This is a genomic window from Streptomyces sp. NPDC058000 (assembly GCF_042886435.1).
Classification (GTDB): Bacteria; Actinomycetota; Actinomycetes; order Streptomycetales; family Streptomycetaceae; genus Streptomyces.
In genome coordinates this window covers 83,214-100,741 of record NZ_JBHVQS010000014.1, presented here as the reverse complement: position 1 = coordinate 100,741, position 17,528 = coordinate 83,214, and the positions used below count along the sequence as shown (strand labels likewise).

The 17,528-nt window shown below is 73.7% G+C and carries 14 protein-coding genes; 8 read left to right on the top strand and 6 right to left on the bottom strand.

Annotation, left to right across the window (positions count from 1 at the left end; genetic code table 11):
* Positions 1-404 precede the first annotated feature (404 nt).
* Positions 405-1,409 (top strand): ornithine carbamoyltransferase, encoded by a 1,005-nt coding sequence (gene argF / locus ACFVT2_RS17065; RefSeq protein ID WP_390018029.1) that lies wholly within the window; start codon positions 405-407, stop codon positions 1,407-1,409.
* A 248-nt stretch (positions 1,410-1,657) separates the two neighbouring features.
* Positions 1,658-3,223, top strand: a complete 1,566-nt coding sequence (locus tag ACFVT2_RS17060) for an amino acid permease (protein ID WP_390018027.1) — start codon at positions 1,658-1,660, stop codon at positions 3,221-3,223.
* On the opposite strand, the gene ACFVT2_RS17055 is transcribed toward ACFVT2_RS17060, so the two are convergent.
* Positions 3,186-3,710, bottom strand: a complete 525-nt coding sequence (locus tag ACFVT2_RS17055; protein ID WP_390018024.1) for an ATP-binding protein — start codon at positions 3,708-3,710, stop codon at positions 3,186-3,188. The two genes, ACFVT2_RS17060 and ACFVT2_RS17055, sit on opposite strands and share 38 nt — an antisense overlap.
* A gap of 352 nt (positions 3,711-4,062) precedes the next feature.
* Between ACFVT2_RS17055 and ACFVT2_RS17050 the strand changes: the two genes are divergently transcribed.
* Complete coding sequence (locus ACFVT2_RS17050) at positions 4,063-4,890, top strand: enoyl-CoA hydratase family protein (RefSeq protein ID WP_390018021.1); 828 nt, start codon at positions 4,063-4,065, stop codon at positions 4,888-4,890.
* Positions 4,887-7,328 carry an FAD-dependent monooxygenase gene (locus ACFVT2_RS17045; protein ID WP_390018134.1) on the top strand — a complete coding sequence of 814 codons (2,442 nt, stop codon included), beginning with the start codon at positions 4,887-4,889 and terminating at the stop codon, positions 7,326-7,328. The genes ACFVT2_RS17050 and ACFVT2_RS17045 overlap by 4 nt, the downstream gene beginning before the upstream one ends.
* 60 nt (positions 7,329-7,388) lie before the next feature.
* Here ACFVT2_RS17045 and ACFVT2_RS17040 read toward each other — a convergent pair whose 3' ends face one another.
* Together ACFVT2_RS17040 and ACFVT2_RS17035 are read right to left on the bottom strand one after the other, a co-directional pair.
* Entirely contained in the window at positions 7,389-8,387 is a 999-nt protein-coding gene (locus tag ACFVT2_RS17040) for a ScbA/BarX family gamma-butyrolactone biosynthesis protein (RefSeq protein ID WP_390018019.1), read from the bottom strand.
* A 136-nt stretch (positions 8,388-8,523) separates the two neighbouring features.
* A complete protein-coding gene (locus tag ACFVT2_RS17035) occupies positions 8,524-9,141 on the bottom strand; it encodes a ScbR family autoregulator-binding transcription factor (protein ID WP_390018017.1) in 618 nt (205 codons plus the stop codon).
* A gap of 194 nt (positions 9,142-9,335) precedes the next feature.
* On the opposite strand from ACFVT2_RS17035, the gene ACFVT2_RS17030 reads away from it, so the two are divergent.
* The gene (locus tag ACFVT2_RS17030; RefSeq protein ID WP_390018014.1) at positions 9,336-10,367 is read left to right on the top strand and encodes an MDR family NADP-dependent oxidoreductase; all 1,032 of its coding nucleotides are present in this window, start codon (positions 9,336-9,338) and stop codon (positions 10,365-10,367) included.
* A gap of 50 nt (positions 10,368-10,417) precedes the next feature.
* Here ACFVT2_RS17030 and ACFVT2_RS17025 read toward each other — a convergent pair whose 3' ends face one another.
* Positions 10,418-11,071, bottom strand: coding sequence for a TetR family transcriptional regulator (locus ACFVT2_RS17025; RefSeq protein ID WP_390018012.1), 654 nt, complete (start codon positions 11,069-11,071; stop codon positions 10,418-10,420).
* Positions 11,072-11,558: 487 nt separating this feature from the next.
* Here ACFVT2_RS17025 and ACFVT2_RS17020 point away from each other — a divergent pair, with 487 nt between their 5' ends.
* On the top strand, positions 11,559-12,335 hold the full coding sequence (locus ACFVT2_RS17020) for an HAD family hydrolase (protein WP_390018010.1): 777 nt from the start codon (positions 11,559-11,561) through the stop codon (positions 12,333-12,335).
* 126 nt (positions 12,336-12,461) lie between these two features.
* Here ACFVT2_RS17020 and ACFVT2_RS17015 read toward each other — a convergent pair whose 3' ends face one another.
* Entirely contained in the window at positions 12,462-13,334 is an 873-nt protein-coding gene (locus ACFVT2_RS17015) for a PaaX family transcriptional regulator C-terminal domain-containing protein (RefSeq protein ID WP_390018008.1), read from the bottom strand.
* A 4-nt stretch (positions 13,335-13,338) separates the two neighbouring features.
* On the bottom strand, positions 13,339-14,946 hold the full coding sequence (locus tag ACFVT2_RS17010) for an AMP-binding protein (RefSeq protein ID WP_390018005.1): 1,608 nt from the start codon (positions 14,944-14,946) through the stop codon (positions 13,339-13,341).
* Between the two features lie 191 nt (positions 14,947-15,137).
* Between ACFVT2_RS17010 and ACFVT2_RS17005 the strand changes: the two genes are divergently transcribed.
* A complete protein-coding gene (locus tag ACFVT2_RS17005; protein ID WP_390018003.1) occupies positions 15,138-16,307 on the top strand; it encodes an acyl-CoA dehydrogenase family protein in 1,170 nt (389 codons plus the stop codon).
* A gap of 206 nt (positions 16,308-16,513) precedes the next feature.
* Complete coding sequence (locus tag ACFVT2_RS17000) at positions 16,514-17,458, top strand: heme A synthase (RefSeq protein ID WP_390018001.1); 945 nt, start codon at positions 16,514-16,516, stop codon at positions 17,456-17,458.
* Positions 17,459-17,528 lie beyond the last annotated feature (70 nt).

Sequence of the window (17,528 nt, the reverse complement as noted above, 5' to 3'; positions counted from 1 at the left end):
GCCGGGGCCGTGTCACGGTGGGGTGCCGGGCCGCGGTGTCCGGCCAGACCAACCCCACCGGGCCCTACCGGGTCCACCGGGCGCCATCGACCCCCACCGGGTCCACCGACCCCCACCGCACCGGGTTGGAGCGTGCCCATCAAGGAAGGCCCTGTATAGAGATACGGCGTCTCGTATAGACTTCCAGAGTTCGAACGCGATCCGAACCACCCATCGGGTCCGTCCGATCCACCCCACGGGTCTGATCCACCCCTCGGTCCGAGCCAACCCTCGGCCCGACTCCGGTATCGGTCTGACTCCGGTATCGGTCCGATTCCGCCGTCGGCCCGACCCCGGTCGCGGTCCGAGCCCGGTATCGACCCCCGTCCCATCCATCCCGACCGCCGCGAACCAGGAGCCCACCCATGGCGATAGACCTCACGGGCCGCCACTTCCTCAAGGAGCTGGACTTCAGCGCCGAGGAGTTCCGCCGACTGATCGACCTGGCCGCCGAGCTGAAAGCGGCCAAGCACGCCGGTACCGAGGTCCGCCGCCTGAACGGCCGTAACATCGCCCTGATCTTCGAGAAGACCTCGACCAGGACCCGCTGCTCCTTCGAGGTCGCGGCCGCGGACCAGGGCGCCACGACCACCTACCTCGACCCGTCCGGTTCGCAGATCGGGCACAAGGAGTCGGTCAAGGACACCGCCCGCGTCCTGGGCCGGATGTTCGACGCCATCGAGTTCCGCGGCAGCAGCCACACCGACGTCGAAGAGCTCGCCGCGCACGCCGGGGTCCCCGTCTACAACGGGCTCACCGACGACTGGCACCCGACCCAGATGCTCGCCGACGTCCTGACCATGATCGAGCACGGCGGCGGCCGCCCCCTGGAAGAGACCGCCTTCGCCTACCTCGGCGACGCCCGCAACAACATGGGCAACTCCTACCTCGTCACCGGCGCCCTGCTCGGTATGGACGTACGGATCGTGGCGCCCCGGAAGCTGTGGCCCGAGGAGGCCGTCATCGCCCGGGCGCGGTCGCTCGCGGAGACCAGCGGGGCCCGGATCACCCTCACCGAGGAGGTCACCGAGGGCGTGCGGGGCGCCGACTTCGTCGCCACCGACGTCTGGGTCTCCATGGGCGAGCCCAAGGAGGTCTGGGACGAGCGGATCGCACTGCTCGCCCCGTACGCGGTCACGATGGATGTGCTGTGCGCCACCGGCAAGCCCGGGGTGAAGTTCCTGCACTGCCTGCCCGCCTACCACGACCTCGGTACCGAGGTCGGCCGGGAGATCCACGCCCGCCACGGCCTGACCTCGCTGGAGGTCACCGACGAGGTTTTCGAGTCCGCGCACTCGGTCGTCTTCGACGAGGCGGAGAACCGGATGCACACCATCAAGGCCGTGATGGTGGCGACGCTGGCACGCTAGGGCCCGTCCGGCGGAGCGCGGCCGGGTCCGCGGCGTCCCCGATCCACCGGACAGACGCGGCCGGGCGGCGTCTCCCGCCGCCCGTCGGGGCACCGGGCAGGGCACAGCCGTGCGCCATCTGAGCGACGATGCGGCTCGGGTGGTTACCATCGAGCCGCTCACGGGGTTCGGACCCACCGGTCCGGACCCCGCTGCGCGCCCGGCCCACCCGCGCCGCGCGCCTCGCACCACCAGAGAGAGAACCACCCATGCCCCGCTCAGGCGCGTCCGGACTGCGCATCAAGTCCCCCGACCTCCTCATCGCCGAATCCGGAGCGGACCTCCACGGCCACGGCCTGCGGCGCAGCATGGGCCTCTTCCAGCTCGTCTGCTTCGGCGTCGGCGCCGTCGTCGGCACCGGCATCTTCGTCGGGCTCTCCGACACCGTTGCCCAGGCCGGTCCCGCGGTCGTCGTCTCCTTCGTCCTGGCGGCCGTCACCTGCGTCTTCACCGCCTTCTCCTTCGCCGAGCTGGGCGGCGCGATCCCGGTCTCCGGCAGTTCGTACTCCTACGCCTACGCCACCCTCGGCGAGCGCACCGCCTTCCTCGTCGGCTGGTGCCTGCTGCTCGAATACGGCGTCTCGGTCTCGGCGGTCGCCGTCGGCTGGGGTCAGTACCTCAACCAACTGCTCGGCAGTCTCACCGGCTGGCAGCTGCCCGCCGCGCTCGCCAACCCGCCCGGCGACGGCGGCGTCGTCAACCTCCCGGCCGTGGTCGTGGTGCTGCTGGCCGCGCTGCTGCTGGTCCGCGGCGTCCGGGAGAGTGCCCGCGCCACCGCGGCGATGGCGGTGCTCAAGTTGGTGGTCCTGGTGCTGTTCTGCGTGATCGGCTTCGGCGCGTTCCGCAGCGGCAACCTCTCCCCGTTCGCCCCCGAGGGCCTCGCCGGGATCACCTCCGGCGCCTCCGTCGCGTTCTTCTCGTACATCGGCTTCGACGCGATCACCACCGCCGGTGAGGAGGCGCGCAACCCGCGCCGCAACATCCCCATCGCGATCATGGTCTGCATCGGCGTGGTCACCGTCCTGTACTGCCTGGTCGCGCTGGCCGCCATCGGCGCGCTCTCCTCCGGGCAGGTCGCGGGCCGCCCCGCGGCGCTGTCGCTGATCGTCGACCGGGTCACCCACTCCGGCCTCGGCGGTTCGGTGATCGCCTTCGGCGCGGTCGTCGCCATCGCCTCCGTGGTCCTCGCCGTGATGTACGGCCAGACCCGCATCCTGATGTCGATGGCGCGGGACGGCCTGGTCCCGCGGGTCTTCGCCCGGGTCTCGCCGCGGACCGCCACGCCCGTCGCCAACACCTGGATCGTCGCCGTGGTCTTCGCCGTCCCGGCCGCGGTCGTCCCGCTGGACATGGTGATGAACCTCAGCAGCGTCGGCACGCTGGCGGTCATGGCGGTGGTCAACATCAGCGTGCTGGTCCTCCGCCGCACCCGGCCCGACCTGGAGCGCCGCTTCCGCGTCCCGCTGTCCCCGCTCAGCCCCCTGCTCGGCGTCGCCTTCTGCGGCTACCTCGTCTACGGCACCGGCCCGGCCACGTGGCTCCAGTTCGCCGGCTTCCTCGCCCTCGGCGCGGTGGTCTACGCGCTCTACGGGCGCCGCCACTCGCGCCTCGGGACCGGAACGCCCGGCTCCGCCCCGGACGGTGTGGGGGACCTCCCGGAGTCGCGTCCCGGGGACGCCCCCGATGCCACCCCCGTCCCCGGCGGGCAGCCCGCCGGGGCGGCCGGGACGTCCGCCGTCACGACAGCCGCGGCTCCCGCAGCGCGGGAAGGGTGAACCACACCGCCTTGCCGCGCGGCGTCCGGCGGCAACCGGCGGCCGAACTGAGCCCCCGGACCAGCCGCAGCCCCCGCCCCACCGCCGGCGACCGCTGACCGTCCGCGACCGGCCCCCCGGCGACCGGCCCCGCCGCACCGCACCCCGTCCGCCCCGCCTCGCCCACCATCCCGGCCAGCCCTACCACCGGCGCCGGATCCGCGTCGTGCACCTCCACCTCGCAGCCCGCCGTCCGAGCCCGCACCACCAGCTCGACGGGCCCGGGGCCGGAGGTGTGCGCGACGGCGTTGGCGACCAGTTCGGCGGTGAGCAGCACGGCGGTGGCACGGTCCGCGGTGGCGCGCAGATCCCGCAGTGCGGCACCGGTCAGGGCGCGGGCCAGGGACACCGCGGACGGGGCGTGCGGCAGCTCGATCCGCCAGCACGAGGGGCCGGACGGCCCGGGCGCGTGCTGCGCGGTCGGTTCCGTGGTCTGCGGTTCCGGCATGCGCCGCTCCCTTCGCGGAGGGCCGGGACCGACGTCCGGGCCCTGCGGGACGCCTCCACGCTAGGCCGCGCGCCGGCGCCGGCAGCAGGGCCGGGAGACCGGGCCGACCGGGACCTTCGCCCCGCGAGCGGCAGGACTTCCGGCCCGCCCCAGGGCCCATCCGACCCTGATCCACCGAACCGGCCCTACGCCCTGCCGCCCGCCCCGGCGCACCCGACCGGATATCGCGCCCTCATGACGACGGTCACAAAGGGGTGATAGCTTCGAGGGGCATTTCGCGCGTCCCGCACCGCCACCGCATCCGCGGCCACCGCACGCACCAGCCATCCGGCTGAAGGGGGCAGGCAGACCGATGAGCCCGTTCGCAGGATCCGCCCGCAGCACCGGCGCATGGCAGCACATCCGGGTCACCAGAGAGGACGGCGTCGCCACCGTCACCCTCGCCCGCCCCGAGAAGCTCAATGCGCTCACCTTCGAGTCCTACGCCGACCTCCGCGACCTGCTCGCCGAACTCTCCCGGGAACGCTCGGTGCGCGCCCTGGTCCTGGCCGGCGAGGGCCGCGGCTTCTGCTCCGGCGGCGACGTCGAGGAGATCATCGGCGTCACCCTCGGCATGGACACCGCCCAACTCCTGGACTTCAACCGGATGACCGGCCAGGTCGTCCGGGCCATCCGGGAATGCCCCTTCCCGGTCGTCGCGGCCGTGCACGGCGTGGCCGCCGGCGCCGGCGCGGTGCTCGCCCTGGCCGCCGACTTCCGGGTCGCCGACCCCTCCGCCCGCTTCGCCTTCCTCTTCACCCGCGTCGGCCTCTCCGGCGGCGACATGGGCGCGGCCTACCTCCTGCCGCGCGTCATCGGCCTCGGCCACGCCACCCGGGTACTGATGCTCGGCGACCCGGTCCGCGCCCCCGAGGCCGAACGCCTCGGCCTGATCAGCGAACTCGCCGAGGAGGGCCGCGCCGACGAACGGGCCGCCGCCCTCGCCCGCCGGCTCGCCGACGGCCCCGCGCTGGCCCACGCCCAGACCAAGGCCCTGCTCACCGCCGAACTCGACATGCCGCTGGCCGCCGCCGTCGAACTGGACGCCGCCACCCAGGCGCTGCTGATGAACAGCGCCGACTACGCCGAATTCCACGCCGCCTTCACCGAGAAGCGGCCCCCCGAGTGGCAGGGAAAGTGACCGGGTCCGCGGGCCCCGACCCGCGGCCGCTGAAGGTCGCCGTCCTCGGCGGCGGCCCGGGCGGGCTCTACGCCGCGGCCCTGCTCAAACGGCTCGACCCGAACCGCGAGATCACCGTCTGGGAGCGCAACGCCCCCGACGACACCTTCGGCTTCGGCGTCGTCCTCTCCGACGAGACCCTCGGCGGCATCGAGCACGCCGACCCGGTCGTCTACCGCGCCCTGCAAGCGGAGTTCGTACGCTGGGACGACATCGACATCGTGCACCGCGGCCGCACCCTCACCTCCGGCGGTCACGGCTTCGCCGCCCTCGGCCGCCGCCGGCTGCTGGCGATCCTCCACGACCGCTGCCGCTCCCTGGGCGTACGGCTGGTCTTCCGCACCGAGGCCCCGCCGGCCGCCCAACTCGCCCGCGACCACGACCTGGTGATCGCCGCCGACGGCGTGCACAGCACCACCCGCACCGCACACGCGGACGCCTTCCGTCCGCAGCTGACCACCCACCGCTGCCGCTACATCTGGCTCTCCGCCGACTTCGCCCTGGACGCCTTCCGCTTCGAGATCGCCGACACCGGCCACGGCATCGCCCAACTCCACGCCTATCCCTACGCCCACCCGTCACCCGACCTTCCCCAAGCTCTCAACTCCGTTCGAGCAGGGGAGACCCCACTCCCCCCATCGACACCTCCCCGGACTCCGTCCGGGTCCCCGCGGCCCCTTCACCCGACCGCCGACCACCCCCGCGCACCCGGCGGCGCCAGCACCGTCATCGTCGAGATGCGCGAAGAGGTCTGGCGCGCCAACGGCCTGGACACCCACGACGAGTCCGCCTCGGCCGCCTGGTGCGCCGCACTCTTCGCCGACTCCTTGGGCGGCCGCCCGCTGCGCACCAACAACTCCAGCTGGATCGCCTTCCGCACGGTCGTCAACGAGCGCTGGTCGCACGGCCGGATCGTGCTGCTCGGCGACGCCGCGCACACCGCCCACTTCTCCATCGGCTCCGGCACCAAACTCGCCGTCGAGGACGCCCTCGCCCTCGCCGCCTGCCTCCGGGAACAACCCACCCTGCCGGACGCCCTCGCCGCCTACGAGACCGAACGCCGCCCCGTCGTCGCCTCCACCCAGCGCGCCGCCCGCGCCAGCCTCGCGTGGTTCGAGGACCTCGCCACCTACACCGAGCAGCCGCCGCACCAGTTCGCCTTCAACCTGCTCACCCGCAGCCGCCGGGTCACCCACGACAACCTGCGCCTACGCGACACCGAGTTCACCGACGCGGTGGCCGCGGAGGCGGGCGTCCCCACCGGGACACCGCCGATGTTCACCCCCTTCCGGCTCCGCGGACTGACCCTGCGCAACCGGGTCGTGGTCTCCCCGATGGACATGTACGCAGCCGACGGCGACGGCACCCCCGGCGACTTCCACCTCGTCCACCTCGGAGCCCGCGCCCTGGGCGGCGCCGGCCTGGTGATGACGGAAATGGTGTGCGTCAGCCCCGAGGGGCGGATCACCCCGGCCTGCACCGGCCTGTACGCACCCGAACACGAACGGGCCTGGCGGCGCGTCACCGACTTCGTGCACACCCAGGCGCCCGGCACCGCCCTGGGCGTCCAACTGGGCCACTCCGGCCGCAAGGGCTCGACCCGCCGCATGTGGGAGGGGATCGACCAGCCGCTCCCGGACGGCAACTGGCCCCTCCTCGCCCCCTCCGCACTGCCCTACCGCCCGGGCGTCAACCAGGTCCCGCACGCCCTGACCGCCGCCGAACTCACCGCCGTACGCGACCAGTTCGCCCGCTCCGCCACCGCTGCCGCACGCGCCGGCTTCGACCTCCTCGAACTCCACTGCGCCCACGGCTACCTCCTCTCCGGGTTCCTCTCGCCGCTGACCAACCGACGCTCCGACGCCTACGGCGGCTCCCTCGCCGGCCGCCTCCGTTTCCCCCTCGAAGTCTTCGACGCGGTACGCGAACAATGGCCGGAAGATCGCCCCATGACTGTCCGGATCTCCGCCACCGACTGGGCGGAGGGCGGCACCACCCCCGACGACGCGGTGGCCATCGCGGCCGCCTTCGCCGAGCACGGCGCCGACGCCATCGACGTCTCCACCGGACAGGTCGTGCCCCACGAGCGCCCCGACTTCGGCCGCTCCTACCAGGCCCCGTTCGCCGACCGCATCCGCAACACCCTTGGCATCCCCGTCATCGCGGTCGGCGCCATCTCCTCCTGGGACGACGTCAACTCCCTGATCCTGGCCGGCCGCACCGACCTGTGCGCACTGGCCCGACCACACCTCTACGACCCGCACTGGACCCTGCACGCCGCCGCCGCACAGGGCTACACCGGACCGGGTGCCCCCTGGCCGCTGCCCTACCAGGCCGGCAGCCGCACCCCGCCCGCCGGCCGCACCGACGCGCCGAAGCCCCGCCTCACACTGCACTGACGGGGAGGCCGGGCGCAGCGCGGGGCGGGGCGGATCAGGGGCGCGGAGCATGCCCCGCCGTCAACACGGGTCGGGCAGGCCCCCCGGCAGCGGCAGGCCGGTGATCTGTGCGTCGAGCAGCGGCCTACCGTGCTGCTCGACGCGCACCGCCACCTCCCGGCGGCCGTCGTCGGACATCCCGGAGGTCCGCGCCTGCACCCAGCACGGCGCGTCCAACTCGGCGTACCGCTCGAAGGAGCAGGTCAGCGCGACCGGCAGCGACCAGTCGGGCGCCGCCGCCCGCGCGGCCTGCCGGGCCGCCTCGACCATCAGCATGCCCGGGACGTGGTCCACGGGGTGGTCGAACAGCACCGGATGCGAGGTGTCCACCCGCAGCTGCCAGTGATCGGCGCGGTCCGTGGGGGAGAGGACCACGTCACCGGTCCGGTCCCGGCCCACCGACTGCGGCGCGACCGGCTCCGGCGGCGGCAGTCGCCGGGCGTTGGCGAGCGTCAGATCGCCGTACTCGCCGCGCAGCCGACGGTAGACGGCCGCACTGTGGCAGGAGTACACCAGCGTCGCCCGGGCCAGCTCGGCGCCGTCGCACTCGATGCGGAACTCCTGGCGGATGCTGATCAGCCGCTTCCCCTTGCGGACCACGTCGTGGTCGGTGACGTGCAGCGCGATGTCGGCCGGTTTCAGGGCGGCACGCAGCGCCTGCGGCCGCAGCGCGTAACTGACCTTCTGCCAGATGATCGGGTGGTCCAGCGGCACGTCGTGTGCGACGTGGCTCAGTAATATCCCCGTCTGCCGCACCGTCTCGATCAGCAGCAGCGGGTCGTGCAGCCCGTGCGCCGGGCCGTAGAAGCTGTGCGCGCGGGGCCACTGTGCGGTCACCAGCCAGCCGTCCGGCCCGCTCTGCTGCCAGTTGGTCAGGAAGACCTCGGACACCGCGGCCCGGTGCACGTACTCACGGGGCACGGTCGTGGTCAGCGCCCGTGGTCGGTTTCCGTCCGTCCGTCGTCCGTGGACGCCGTCGGACTGATCGCGTACGGACGGGGTGAGGGTGGCGCTGGCCATGATGGTCCTTTCTGATGGGCGGCTCTCGGCGCTCCGACGGACGGGATCCGGTCTCCGCTCCAAGATACGAACCATGCGGTTTGTTTTCCAGTGTTGAGCGGGCCGTTCCCTCGCCGGGGCTACTCCTGGTGGAGGGTCAGACAGCGATCTTCACGGACCGGCCGTGCGGGTCCAGATGACTCAGCGCACCCGGCGACGCCAGGCCCGGCAGGGTGTGTTTCCACAGCGCGGTGACCCGCTCGGGAAGATCGGCGCGATTGGTCGCGGCCCGCGAGAACAGCTGCACGCCCATGTACGCGGCGACGAAGAACTCCGCGGCCCGGTCCGGCGCGACGGCGGGCAGTAATTCGCCCTTGTCCCGGGCGTCGGTGAACATCGCGGTGATGATGTCGGTCCACGCCTGATACGGGACCAGTGGCTCCTCGCTGAACGTCGTCTCGACCGCGATCCGGGTGCCGGCCTGCAACAACGGGTCGCTGCGCAGGGCCAGCGCCACCCGATGGGTGAAGTCGATGGCGTCCTGGAGGCGGGAGTCGCTGATCGCCGGCACGAACGGTTCGGTCTGCTCCCGGATGACCGCCCGCGCCAGTGCGTCCTTGGACCGGAAGTGGAAGTAGACGGCTCCCTTGGTGACTCCGGCACGCTGGATGATCTCTGCCATCGTGGCGGCCTGGTAGCCGCGGGTGCCGATGACATGGGCCGCGGCTTCGAGGACGGCGCGCCGGGTACGCACCGCCCGTTCCTGCTTGACCACCGATCATCCTCCGTATGCTCTCGTGGAGTTGTTGTGTCTGGGTGCGACCCGCTGCCGTGGCCGCGCAGTCTATTTCCGCATCATAAAGAAGCCAACCGTGCGGTATTCATAGGCGGCGGCGCGATTACGGCCGGATCACGTGCCTGGGCGACGCGGTGCCGCGTGGTACCGCCGAACGCGCAAGGAGCAGACCGATGACCGTCCCCGCCGCGCCCGGCCTCCCCGCCGTCCACCGGGAGGTTCGGCTCGCCCGCCGCGCCGACGACACGCAACTGACGGAGCGTCACTTCGCGGTGGTCGAGGTGCCCCGGCCCGAACCAGGGCCGGGCCAGGTGCTGGTGCGCACCCGCTTCATGGCGGTCACCGCGGCGATGCGGACGCGGATGACCGCGGCCCGGCTGCCGATGTCCTCCTTCGAGCTCGACCGGCCACTGTGGGGCTCCGCGGTCGGCGAGGTCGTGGCGGCCACCGGCGACACCCTCGCCCCCGGTGACCTCGTCCACCACCCCTACGGCTGGCGGGAGTTCGCGGCCGTCGACGAGAAGCACGCCCGGCGACTGGACCCCGACGCCCTGCCCTCCCTGGCCGCACACCTCTCCCAGGGCGCCACTGCCTGGGGCGCGCTGCGCCGGGCCGCCGGGGTCCGGCCGGGCGACACCGTGTTCGTCAGCGGCGCGGCCGGCGGCGTGGGCAGCCTGGCCGGTCAACTCGCCCGCCGGCTGGGAGCCGGCCGGGTGATCGGCAGCACCGGCTCGGAAGCCAAGGCGGCCCGCCTGCGCACGGAGTTGGGATGCGACGCCACGGTGGTGCGCGGGGCCGGGCCGATCGAGGAGCAGCTGCGCCGGGCGGCGCCGGACGGCATCGACGTGCTGTTGGACACCGTGGGCGGTGAGCAACTGCGCGCGGCGCTCGCGGTGGCGCGCCCGGAGGCGCGATTCGCCCTGGTCGGCGCGCTCTCCAGCCAGTTGGGCCCGGGTGGTGGGGCGGCCAGCCCGGTGGAGCTGGACTCCGGGCTGATCATCACGCGCCGGGTCGCGCTGCGCGGCTTCGGGGTGCACGCGCACCCCGACCTGCCGGAGGAGTGGATCGCGGAGTTCGGCCGGGGGCTGCGGGACGGCTCCCTCGTCTTCCCGCACGCCCTGCTGACGGGGATCGAGCAGGCACCGAGGGCGCTCTGCGAGCTCACCCGGGGACGCCATGTCGGGGCGGTACTCGTGGAGTTGTGAGACCGGCGCGGGGCCGGAGCGCGGCACGGGCCGCCGGTCGCCGCGGACGGTCAGCCGGCCGGGACCTGCGCCGGCGCCGGAATTCCGGCGGCCGCGACCCGACCCGCCGCGGCCGGCAGCAGCCCCCACAGCCCGGTGACCGCCTCCGCGTCCCACCACGTCCGGTCGCCGCCGCCCAGGTGCAGCAGCCCCACCACGATCGACGTCAGCAGCTGGGCGGTGCGCCGGGGCTCGACGTCCGCGGGGTGCGGGCCGGTGAGCCCGTCCCCGAGGCGGACCGGCTCACCGGTGCCGCAGGTGACCGCCTTGTCGAGGAAGAGCGCGTACCAGCGCTGCTCCAAGGCGTGGATGTCCAGACCGGGCGCGGTCTCCGGGCGCAGTCGCAGCCCGGCGCGCAGCACCGCGTCCGACTGCACCCGGCCGAACAGCTCGACGGCGAAGTCCCGGACGGCGACGGTCAGCGGCTCGGGGGAGCGGAGGAAGCCCTCCTCGATCTCGTTGAGGGTGGCCAGGGCGGCGTCCCGCACGGCGAGGGTCAGGTCGTCCTTGGACGTGAAGTGGAAGTAGAGGGCGCCCTTGCTGAGCCGGGCCCGCCGGCTGATCTCGACCATGCCTGCGGCGGGCACTCCCTTTTCGAGGAAGGTCTCGGCGGCCGAGCGGATGAGCGCCTGGCGGCTCTGGATGGCGCGATGCTGCGTGGGCACGGTGTCCGTCCCGTCTCTCGTACGACTGCAACGTGCTTGCAGTCTACAGAGAAAACCAACCATGCGGTTCGCTATGGTGGAGGCGAATGGCCGGATCCTCCCCGTCCTGTCGGGAAGTGATCACTCCGCCCCGTGGTCCAGACCTGGCGCCGGGTGTTGGCGGCGCATATGTCCAGTCTGGCTGGCCCGGGATCGCTTGTCGACCGTCAGGGGCGAGCTAAGGCACATTGACAAACAGCGCAGGCGGTTTTTAAATCTCCGAAGGCGGTAAACGGGACGATCCCTTCCGATGCCGCCACCTCGACGGTCGCGTACCGCCCTTGGACAGCGGTGCGCCACGGCGAGACCGCCTCTGCCGCCACAGTCGTCGACCGCAGGCCCGCCCGACCAGCTGAGCCCGCACAGTCACCCGAGCCCCCGCACCCATCGGATCCCGGAAAGGTCCCCATCCATGCGCGTATCAATGGAAGTCGGCGAACGTCCTGTGATGAGAGGCGCGCGGAGCGCCGGCGGCGAGACCCTCAAGGCCGCCGTCTTCGATCTGGACGGCACCCTCGCCAACACCCTGCCCGCGATCAGCAAGCTGCTGGCCAAGGTGGCCGCGGAGCAGGGTTGTTCGGTGACCGCGCGGCAGGCGGCCGCGGCCATCGGCAAGCCTCCGGCCGCCGCGTTCGGCCGGCTGCTGGGCCGGCCCGAGGACGACGGCCGGGTGCAGGCCGCCATCTCCCGCTACCGGGAACTGTTCGCCTACGAGGTCCTGTGCCAGGGGCCGCAGCTGCTCTACCCCGGAGTGACGGCCGGGCTGTCCGCGCTGCGCGCCCACGGCGTCGAACTCGCCGTCGCCACCTCCAAGACCACCCGCAGCGCCGAGGCCCTGCTCGATGTGATGGGCATCCGCGACCTGGTCGGCCCGGTCATCGGGCAGGACATGGTGCGGCGCGGCAAACCGCACCCGGAGATGGTGCTGCGCGCGGCCGGCCGGTTGGGGGTCCCGGCCTGGCAGAGCGCGTATGTGGGGGACACCGTGGGGGACATGCGGATGGCGGTGACCGCGCGCATGGAACCGGTCGCGGTCACCTACGGGAGCGGAACGTTCGGTGAACTCGCCGCGGTCGCCGGCACGCGGATGTGCAGCTCCTTCAAGGACGTGGTGTCGGTGATCGCCGCCGCCCGGCCGCGCCCGGCAGCGGCGGCCGCCGCCGGACCGGTCGTCCGGCCGCGCCGTGCCGCCGTCCCCGTAGGGGCACAGCAGCGCCGGCGCTGAAACAGGGGGCACGGGGCGTGCCCGCGGCCCAGGGGGAACACCGGGGCCGCGGGCCGGAGGCGACGACACGGGGCGTACGAGGACGTGGGCTGCCTCCCATTCGAGCGGAGTCGAGAATGGGGAGGTTCAGCCGGCGTCCTGGGTGCGGAACGACCCGGCCGTCGCCTCCCGCACGTAATCGGCGCCGGCCGCCCGCAGTTTGCCGTGCAGCCAGCCGAACACCTCCGCCGCCCGACCGCCCGGCCAGTCCGCCGGCAGGAGGGCCGGGGGCAGCCCGGGATCCGCGTAGGGCAGGTGGCGCCAGGCATCCAGGGCGAGCAGGTAGTCGCGGTAGGCCGCCTCGGGGGGAAGCGAGCGGCGCCGGGTCCAGCGCTCCAGGACCGGTTCGTGCGCGGCCAGGAAGGCGCGGTGGCGCGCGGCGAGGGCGTCCAGGTCCCACCAGCGCGCCACGGCCTGCGCGGTGGGCGTGAAACCGGCATGGGTACCGGTGAACAGGTCCACGTAGGCGGCCAGTTGGAGCCGCTCCAGGGTGTGGCGGGTCTCCTCGTAGAGGTGCGCGGGGGCGATCCAGACGCCGGGCGCGGCGGTGCCGAAGCCCAGCCGGGCCAGCCGGGAGCGCAGGAGGTGACGCTTGTGCCGCTCCTCCTCGGGGACGGAGAAGACGGCCAGTACCCAGCCCTCCGCCGGCGGGCGGGTCGGCCGCCCGAATATCCGGCGGTCGCCGTCCTCCAGCAACTGGCGGCCCGCGTCGGAGAGGCCGTACGCGGCGGCGCCCGCGGCCGTGCGCTCCGCGACCAGCAGCCCGCGGCGCTTGAGCCGGGAGACCGCGGAACGTACCGACGGCGGATCCACCCCGAGCACCCCGAGCAGCCGGATCAACGCGGCCACCGGCACCGGGCCGGGCGCGCCGCCGGAACCGTCCACGGCGCCGCGTCCGTAGGCCCCGTAGAAGGTGACGATCAGGGACCGCGGGGTGTGCTGGGCTTGCTCGTCGCTCACCGGGTCACTCTAGATCCCGGTCGCGCAGTCGGAAGCGCTGGAGCTTGCCGGTCGGGGTGCGCGGCAGCGCGGTGTGGAAGACCACCTCGCGCGGGCACTTGTAGGGCGCGATCCGGGTCTTGACGAACGCCCGCAGCGCCGTGACGGTCTCCGCCCCGGGCGGTACGCCGTCCCGCAGCACCACATGGGCGACGACCACCTGGCCGCGGTCGTCGTCGGGTCGGCCGACCACCGCCGCCTCGGTGACGTCCGGGTGCCGCAGCAGGGCGTCCTCCACCTCGGGGCCGGCGATGTTGTACCCGGCCGAGATGATCATGTCGTCCGCGCGGGCCACGTAGCGGAAGTAGCCGTCCCGGTCCCGTACGTAGGTGTCGCCGGTGAGGTTCCAGCCGTCGCGGACGTAGCCGGTCTGTCGGGTGTCGGCCAGGTAGCGGCAGCCGGTCGGGCCGCGGACCGCGAGCAGCCCCGGTTCGCCGTCCGGCATCGGCCGGCCGTCCGGGCCCACCACACGCGCCTCGAAACCGGGCACCGGCAGCCCCGTCGTGCCCGGCCGGATCGCGTCGTCGGCGGCGGACAGGAAGATGTGCAGCAGCTCCGTGGCGCCGATCCCGTTGATGATCCGCAGGCCGGTCGCCTCGTGCCAGGACCGCCAGGTCGCGGCGGGCAGGTTCTCGCCGGCCGACACGCAGCGGCGGAGCGAGGTCAGATCGTGCCCGGTGAGCTTGGGCAGCATCGCCCGGTAGGCGGTCGGCGCGGTGAACAGCACCGAGATCCGGTGGGACGCGATATCGCCGAGCAGCCGCTCCGGCCCGCCCCAGTCGGCCAGGTACGCCGAGGCCCCGACCCGCAACGGGAAGACCACCAGCCCACCGAGCCCGAAGGTGAAGCCGAGCGGCGGACTGCCGGCGAACACGTCGTCCGGACGCGGCCGCAACACCTGCGCCGAGAAGGTGTCCGCGATGGCGAGCACATCGCGGTGGAAGTGCAGACACCCCTTGGGGCGGCCGGTGGTGCCCGAGGTGAAGGCGATCAGCGCGACGTCGTCGGAGGCGGTCGGCACCGCGCGGTACGGCGCGCCACCGGGCCGCGCGCACTGCGCCAGGTCGTCCGGGCCGTCCCCGCCGAACGTCGTGATCCGCAACCCAGGGACCTCGGCCCGGACCAGATCGCCCACCGCACCGGCCTCGCACAGCGCGTGCCGGACCCGGGCGAGCCGGCAGATCGTGGCGAGTTCGTCCGGCCGGTGCGCGGCCAGGACGGTCACCGCCACCGCGCCGGCCTTCATGACCGCGAGCCAGCAGGCGGCCAGCCAGGGCGTGGTGGGACCGCGCAGCAGCACGCGGTTGCCCGGGACGACTCCCAGCGGGCCGGTGAGGGCGTGCGCGATGGCGTCGACCCGCGCCCGCAACTCCTCGTAGGACCACACCCGGCCGTGTGCGTCGCGGACCGCGGGCCGGTCCGGGCCCAGCCGGGCGATGGTCCCGTCGAGGAGCTCCGCGCCGCAGTTCAGCCGGTCGGGATAACCCAGGTCGGTGAGGTGCGGCCACTGCTCGGGCGGTGGCAGCCGGTCGCGCGTGAAGGTGTCGGTGTGGGCCGAGGACCGTAGCTCCATGCGGGGTGCGCCCCCTTGGGCCGGATGGCCGCCGGGCGGCCGGGGAGGGGTGGAGGTGGGGTGAGGGGACCGGGGAGGACTGCCGTACGGATCCTCGTCAGCGTAACGTCTTCGTGACGGCAGTCAACAGACCGCGATAACCGGCCGCCGGGCCGTCGCCGCGTCCGGTACCGCTACCAGGGGAGCCGCTCGTGACCGCATTCGCACTGGGACCGGAGGAACAGCAGTGGTGCGCCCGGCTGCGCGCCAGGACGGCCGAACGGCTGCGCCCCCTGGCGGAGAAGGGGGAACCGGGCCGGGTCAACCGGCCCCTGGTCGCTGCCCTCGGCGAACTGGGCCTGCTGCACCGGCTCTTCCCCGACGGCGGGAGCCCGCGGGCCCTGGACCTGTGCCTGCTGCGGGAGTCGCTGGCCCAGGAGTGCACCGAGGCGGAGACCGCCCTCGCGCTCCAAGGGCTCGGGGCCTGCCCGATCGTCCAGTCCGGGACGGCCGCCCAACGGGCCCGCTGGCTCCCGGAGGTGACCGCCGGCCGGGCGGTCGCGGCTTTCGCACTGAGCGAACCGGGCGCGGGTTCGGACGCCGCGGCGCTCGCCCTGGCCGCCGAGCCCGACGGCCCCGGCCGCTGGCGGCTGACCGGCGAGAAGTGCTGGATCTCCAACGCGCCCGAGGCCGACTTCGCCACCGTCTTCGCCCGCACCGGCGACGCCGACGGGGCCCGCGGCATCACCGCCTTCCTCGTCCCCGCCGACCGCCCGGGCCTGGGCGGTGAGCGGCTGGACATGCTCAGCCCGCACCCCATCGGCACCCTGGTCTTCGACGGCACGCCGGTGACCGAGGCGGACGTGCTCGGCGAGGTGGGCGGCGGGTTCGGGGTGGCGATGGGGACCCTGAACCTCTTCCGGCCGAGCGTGGGCGCCTTCGCGGTCGGCATGGCGCAAGCCGCGCTGGACGCCGCGCTGGCGCACGCCGGCACGCGCACCGCATTCGGCGGACCGCTCAAGGACCTCCAGTCCGTCGGCCACCGGCTCGCCGAGATGGCCACCCGCGTCGAGGCCGCCCGGCTGCTGGTGTACGCGGCCGCGGCCGCCTACGACCGCGGCGCCCCGGACATCGCCCGCCGCTCGGCGATGGCCAAACTCCTCGCCACCGAGACCGCCCAGGACGTCGTCGACGCCGCCGTCCAGATCCACGGAGCCCGCGCCCTGCGCCGCGGCCACCTCCTGGAACACCTCTACCGCGAGGTCCGCGCCCCCCGCATCTACGAGGGCGCCACGGAGGTCCAACGCTCCATCATCGCCAAGGAGTTGTACCGGAAACCCGCTCAGCCACCGGTCGGCTCCGGGGGTGAACACCGGGGCTGAACACCGGGGCCGCACAAGGGCGGTCGGGAACCGCAGCCGGCGCGCGGAGGGCTCGGGGCCGCGGAGTAGAGTCGTGGCCCCGAGCCCACCGCGCTGCGCGCCGAACCGCACCGGCACCGCCGCGACGGTTCCCGTTCCCGGTGCAGGCGCCGCCCGTTCTCGACGTCGTCTCCTGCCCGCCGACCCACCCCTGGAGCAGGCCGGACATGACGACACCCTTCCAGTGGCTCGCCGCCCGAGTCGCCATCGGGCGGCCGGCCCTCCGCGCGGCCGCCGCGGGCGCACTGGCCGCCAGCGTGATGATCATCGTCACCGGCGCCGTCGTCCGCGTCAGCGGCTCCGGCCTGGGCTGCGACCAGTGGCCCAACTGCTCCGCCGACAGCCTCGCGGCCACGCCCGCGCTGGGACTGCACGGCGCCATCGAGTTCGGCAACCGCCTGCTGACCTTCGTGGTGTCCGCGGCCGTCGGCTGGCTCATCATCGTCTCCCGACTACAGCGCGATCCCGCCCCTGCGGTGACCCGATGGGCCTGGGCCCAGTTCTGGATCGTCCTGCTCAACGCCGTCATCGGGGGCCTGACCGTGCTGGCGCGACTGAGCCCCTACATGGTCACCGCGCACTTCCTCGCCGCCGTACTGCTCCTGACGGGAAGCACGGTCTCCTGGCACCGGACCCGCACGCTCGACCGCCCCACCCCACCCGTCACCACGCCCGTCCGGCGGCTCGCCACCGCCCTGCTCGCCGGCACGGCACTGCTCCTCGTCGTCGGCACGCTGGTCACCGGCACCGGACCGCATGCCGGCGACTCCTCCGCCGTGGCGCGGATGCCGCTGAACTGGACCGTCATGACCTGGCTGCACGGAGCCGTCGCCGCCGGTGTCCTCGGCCTCGCCGCCGTCCTCTGGATCCGCACCCGGACGGACACCGACCGCACCGCCCACCGCCGCACCGCCCTGTTCCTCGCGGTGCTCCTCGCCCAGGGGCTGGTCGGCCTCGTCCAGGCCGCCACCGCCCTCCCCGAAGTGGCCGTCGTCCTGCACCTGTTCGGCTCCGCCCTCGTGTGGACGGGCGCGGTCCGGGTCTTCCTCGACACCCGCGGACGGTCCGCGGCCCGACAGGAACACCCGGACGCCGCGCTGGTTCCGGCGTGACCCACGGGGCCACGGGCCGACCTGCGTGCGCGTGTTTCTCGGCGGGCTCGCGGCCGGCGTAGTTCTCGCG

Bases quoted from the DNA above. Each gene is read 5' to 3' on its own strand.
- argF (WP_390018029.1), top strand. From the start codon at position 405: ATGGCGATAGACCTCACGGGCCGCCACTTCCTCAAGGAGCTGGACTTC.
- ACFVT2_RS17060 (WP_390018027.1), top strand. From the start codon at position 1,658: ATGCCCCGCTCAGGCGCGTCCGGACTGCGCATCAAGTCCCCCGACCTC.
- ACFVT2_RS17055 (WP_390018024.1), bottom strand. From the start codon at position 3,710: ATGCCGGAACCGCAGACCACGGAACCGACCGCGCAGCACGCGCCCGGG.
- ACFVT2_RS17050 (WP_390018021.1), top strand. From the start codon at position 4,063: ATGAGCCCGTTCGCAGGATCCGCCCGCAGCACCGGCGCATGGCAGCAC.
- ACFVT2_RS17040 (WP_390018019.1), bottom strand. From the start codon at position 8,387: ATGGCCAGCGCCACCCTCACCCCGTCCGTACGCGATCAGTCCGACGGC.
- ACFVT2_RS17030 (WP_390018014.1), top strand. From the start codon at position 9,336: ATGACCGTCCCCGCCGCGCCCGGCCTCCCCGCCGTCCACCGGGAGGTT.
- ACFVT2_RS17020 (WP_390018010.1), top strand. From the start codon at position 11,559: ATGAGAGGCGCGCGGAGCGCCGGCGGCGAGACCCTCAAGGCCGCCGTC.
- ACFVT2_RS17010 (WP_390018005.1), bottom strand. From the start codon at position 14,946: ATGGAGCTACGGTCCTCGGCCCACACCGACACCTTCACGCGCGACCGG.
- ACFVT2_RS17000 (WP_390018001.1), top strand. From the start codon at position 16,514: ATGACGACACCCTTCCAGTGGCTCGCCGCCCGAGTCGCCATCGGGCGG.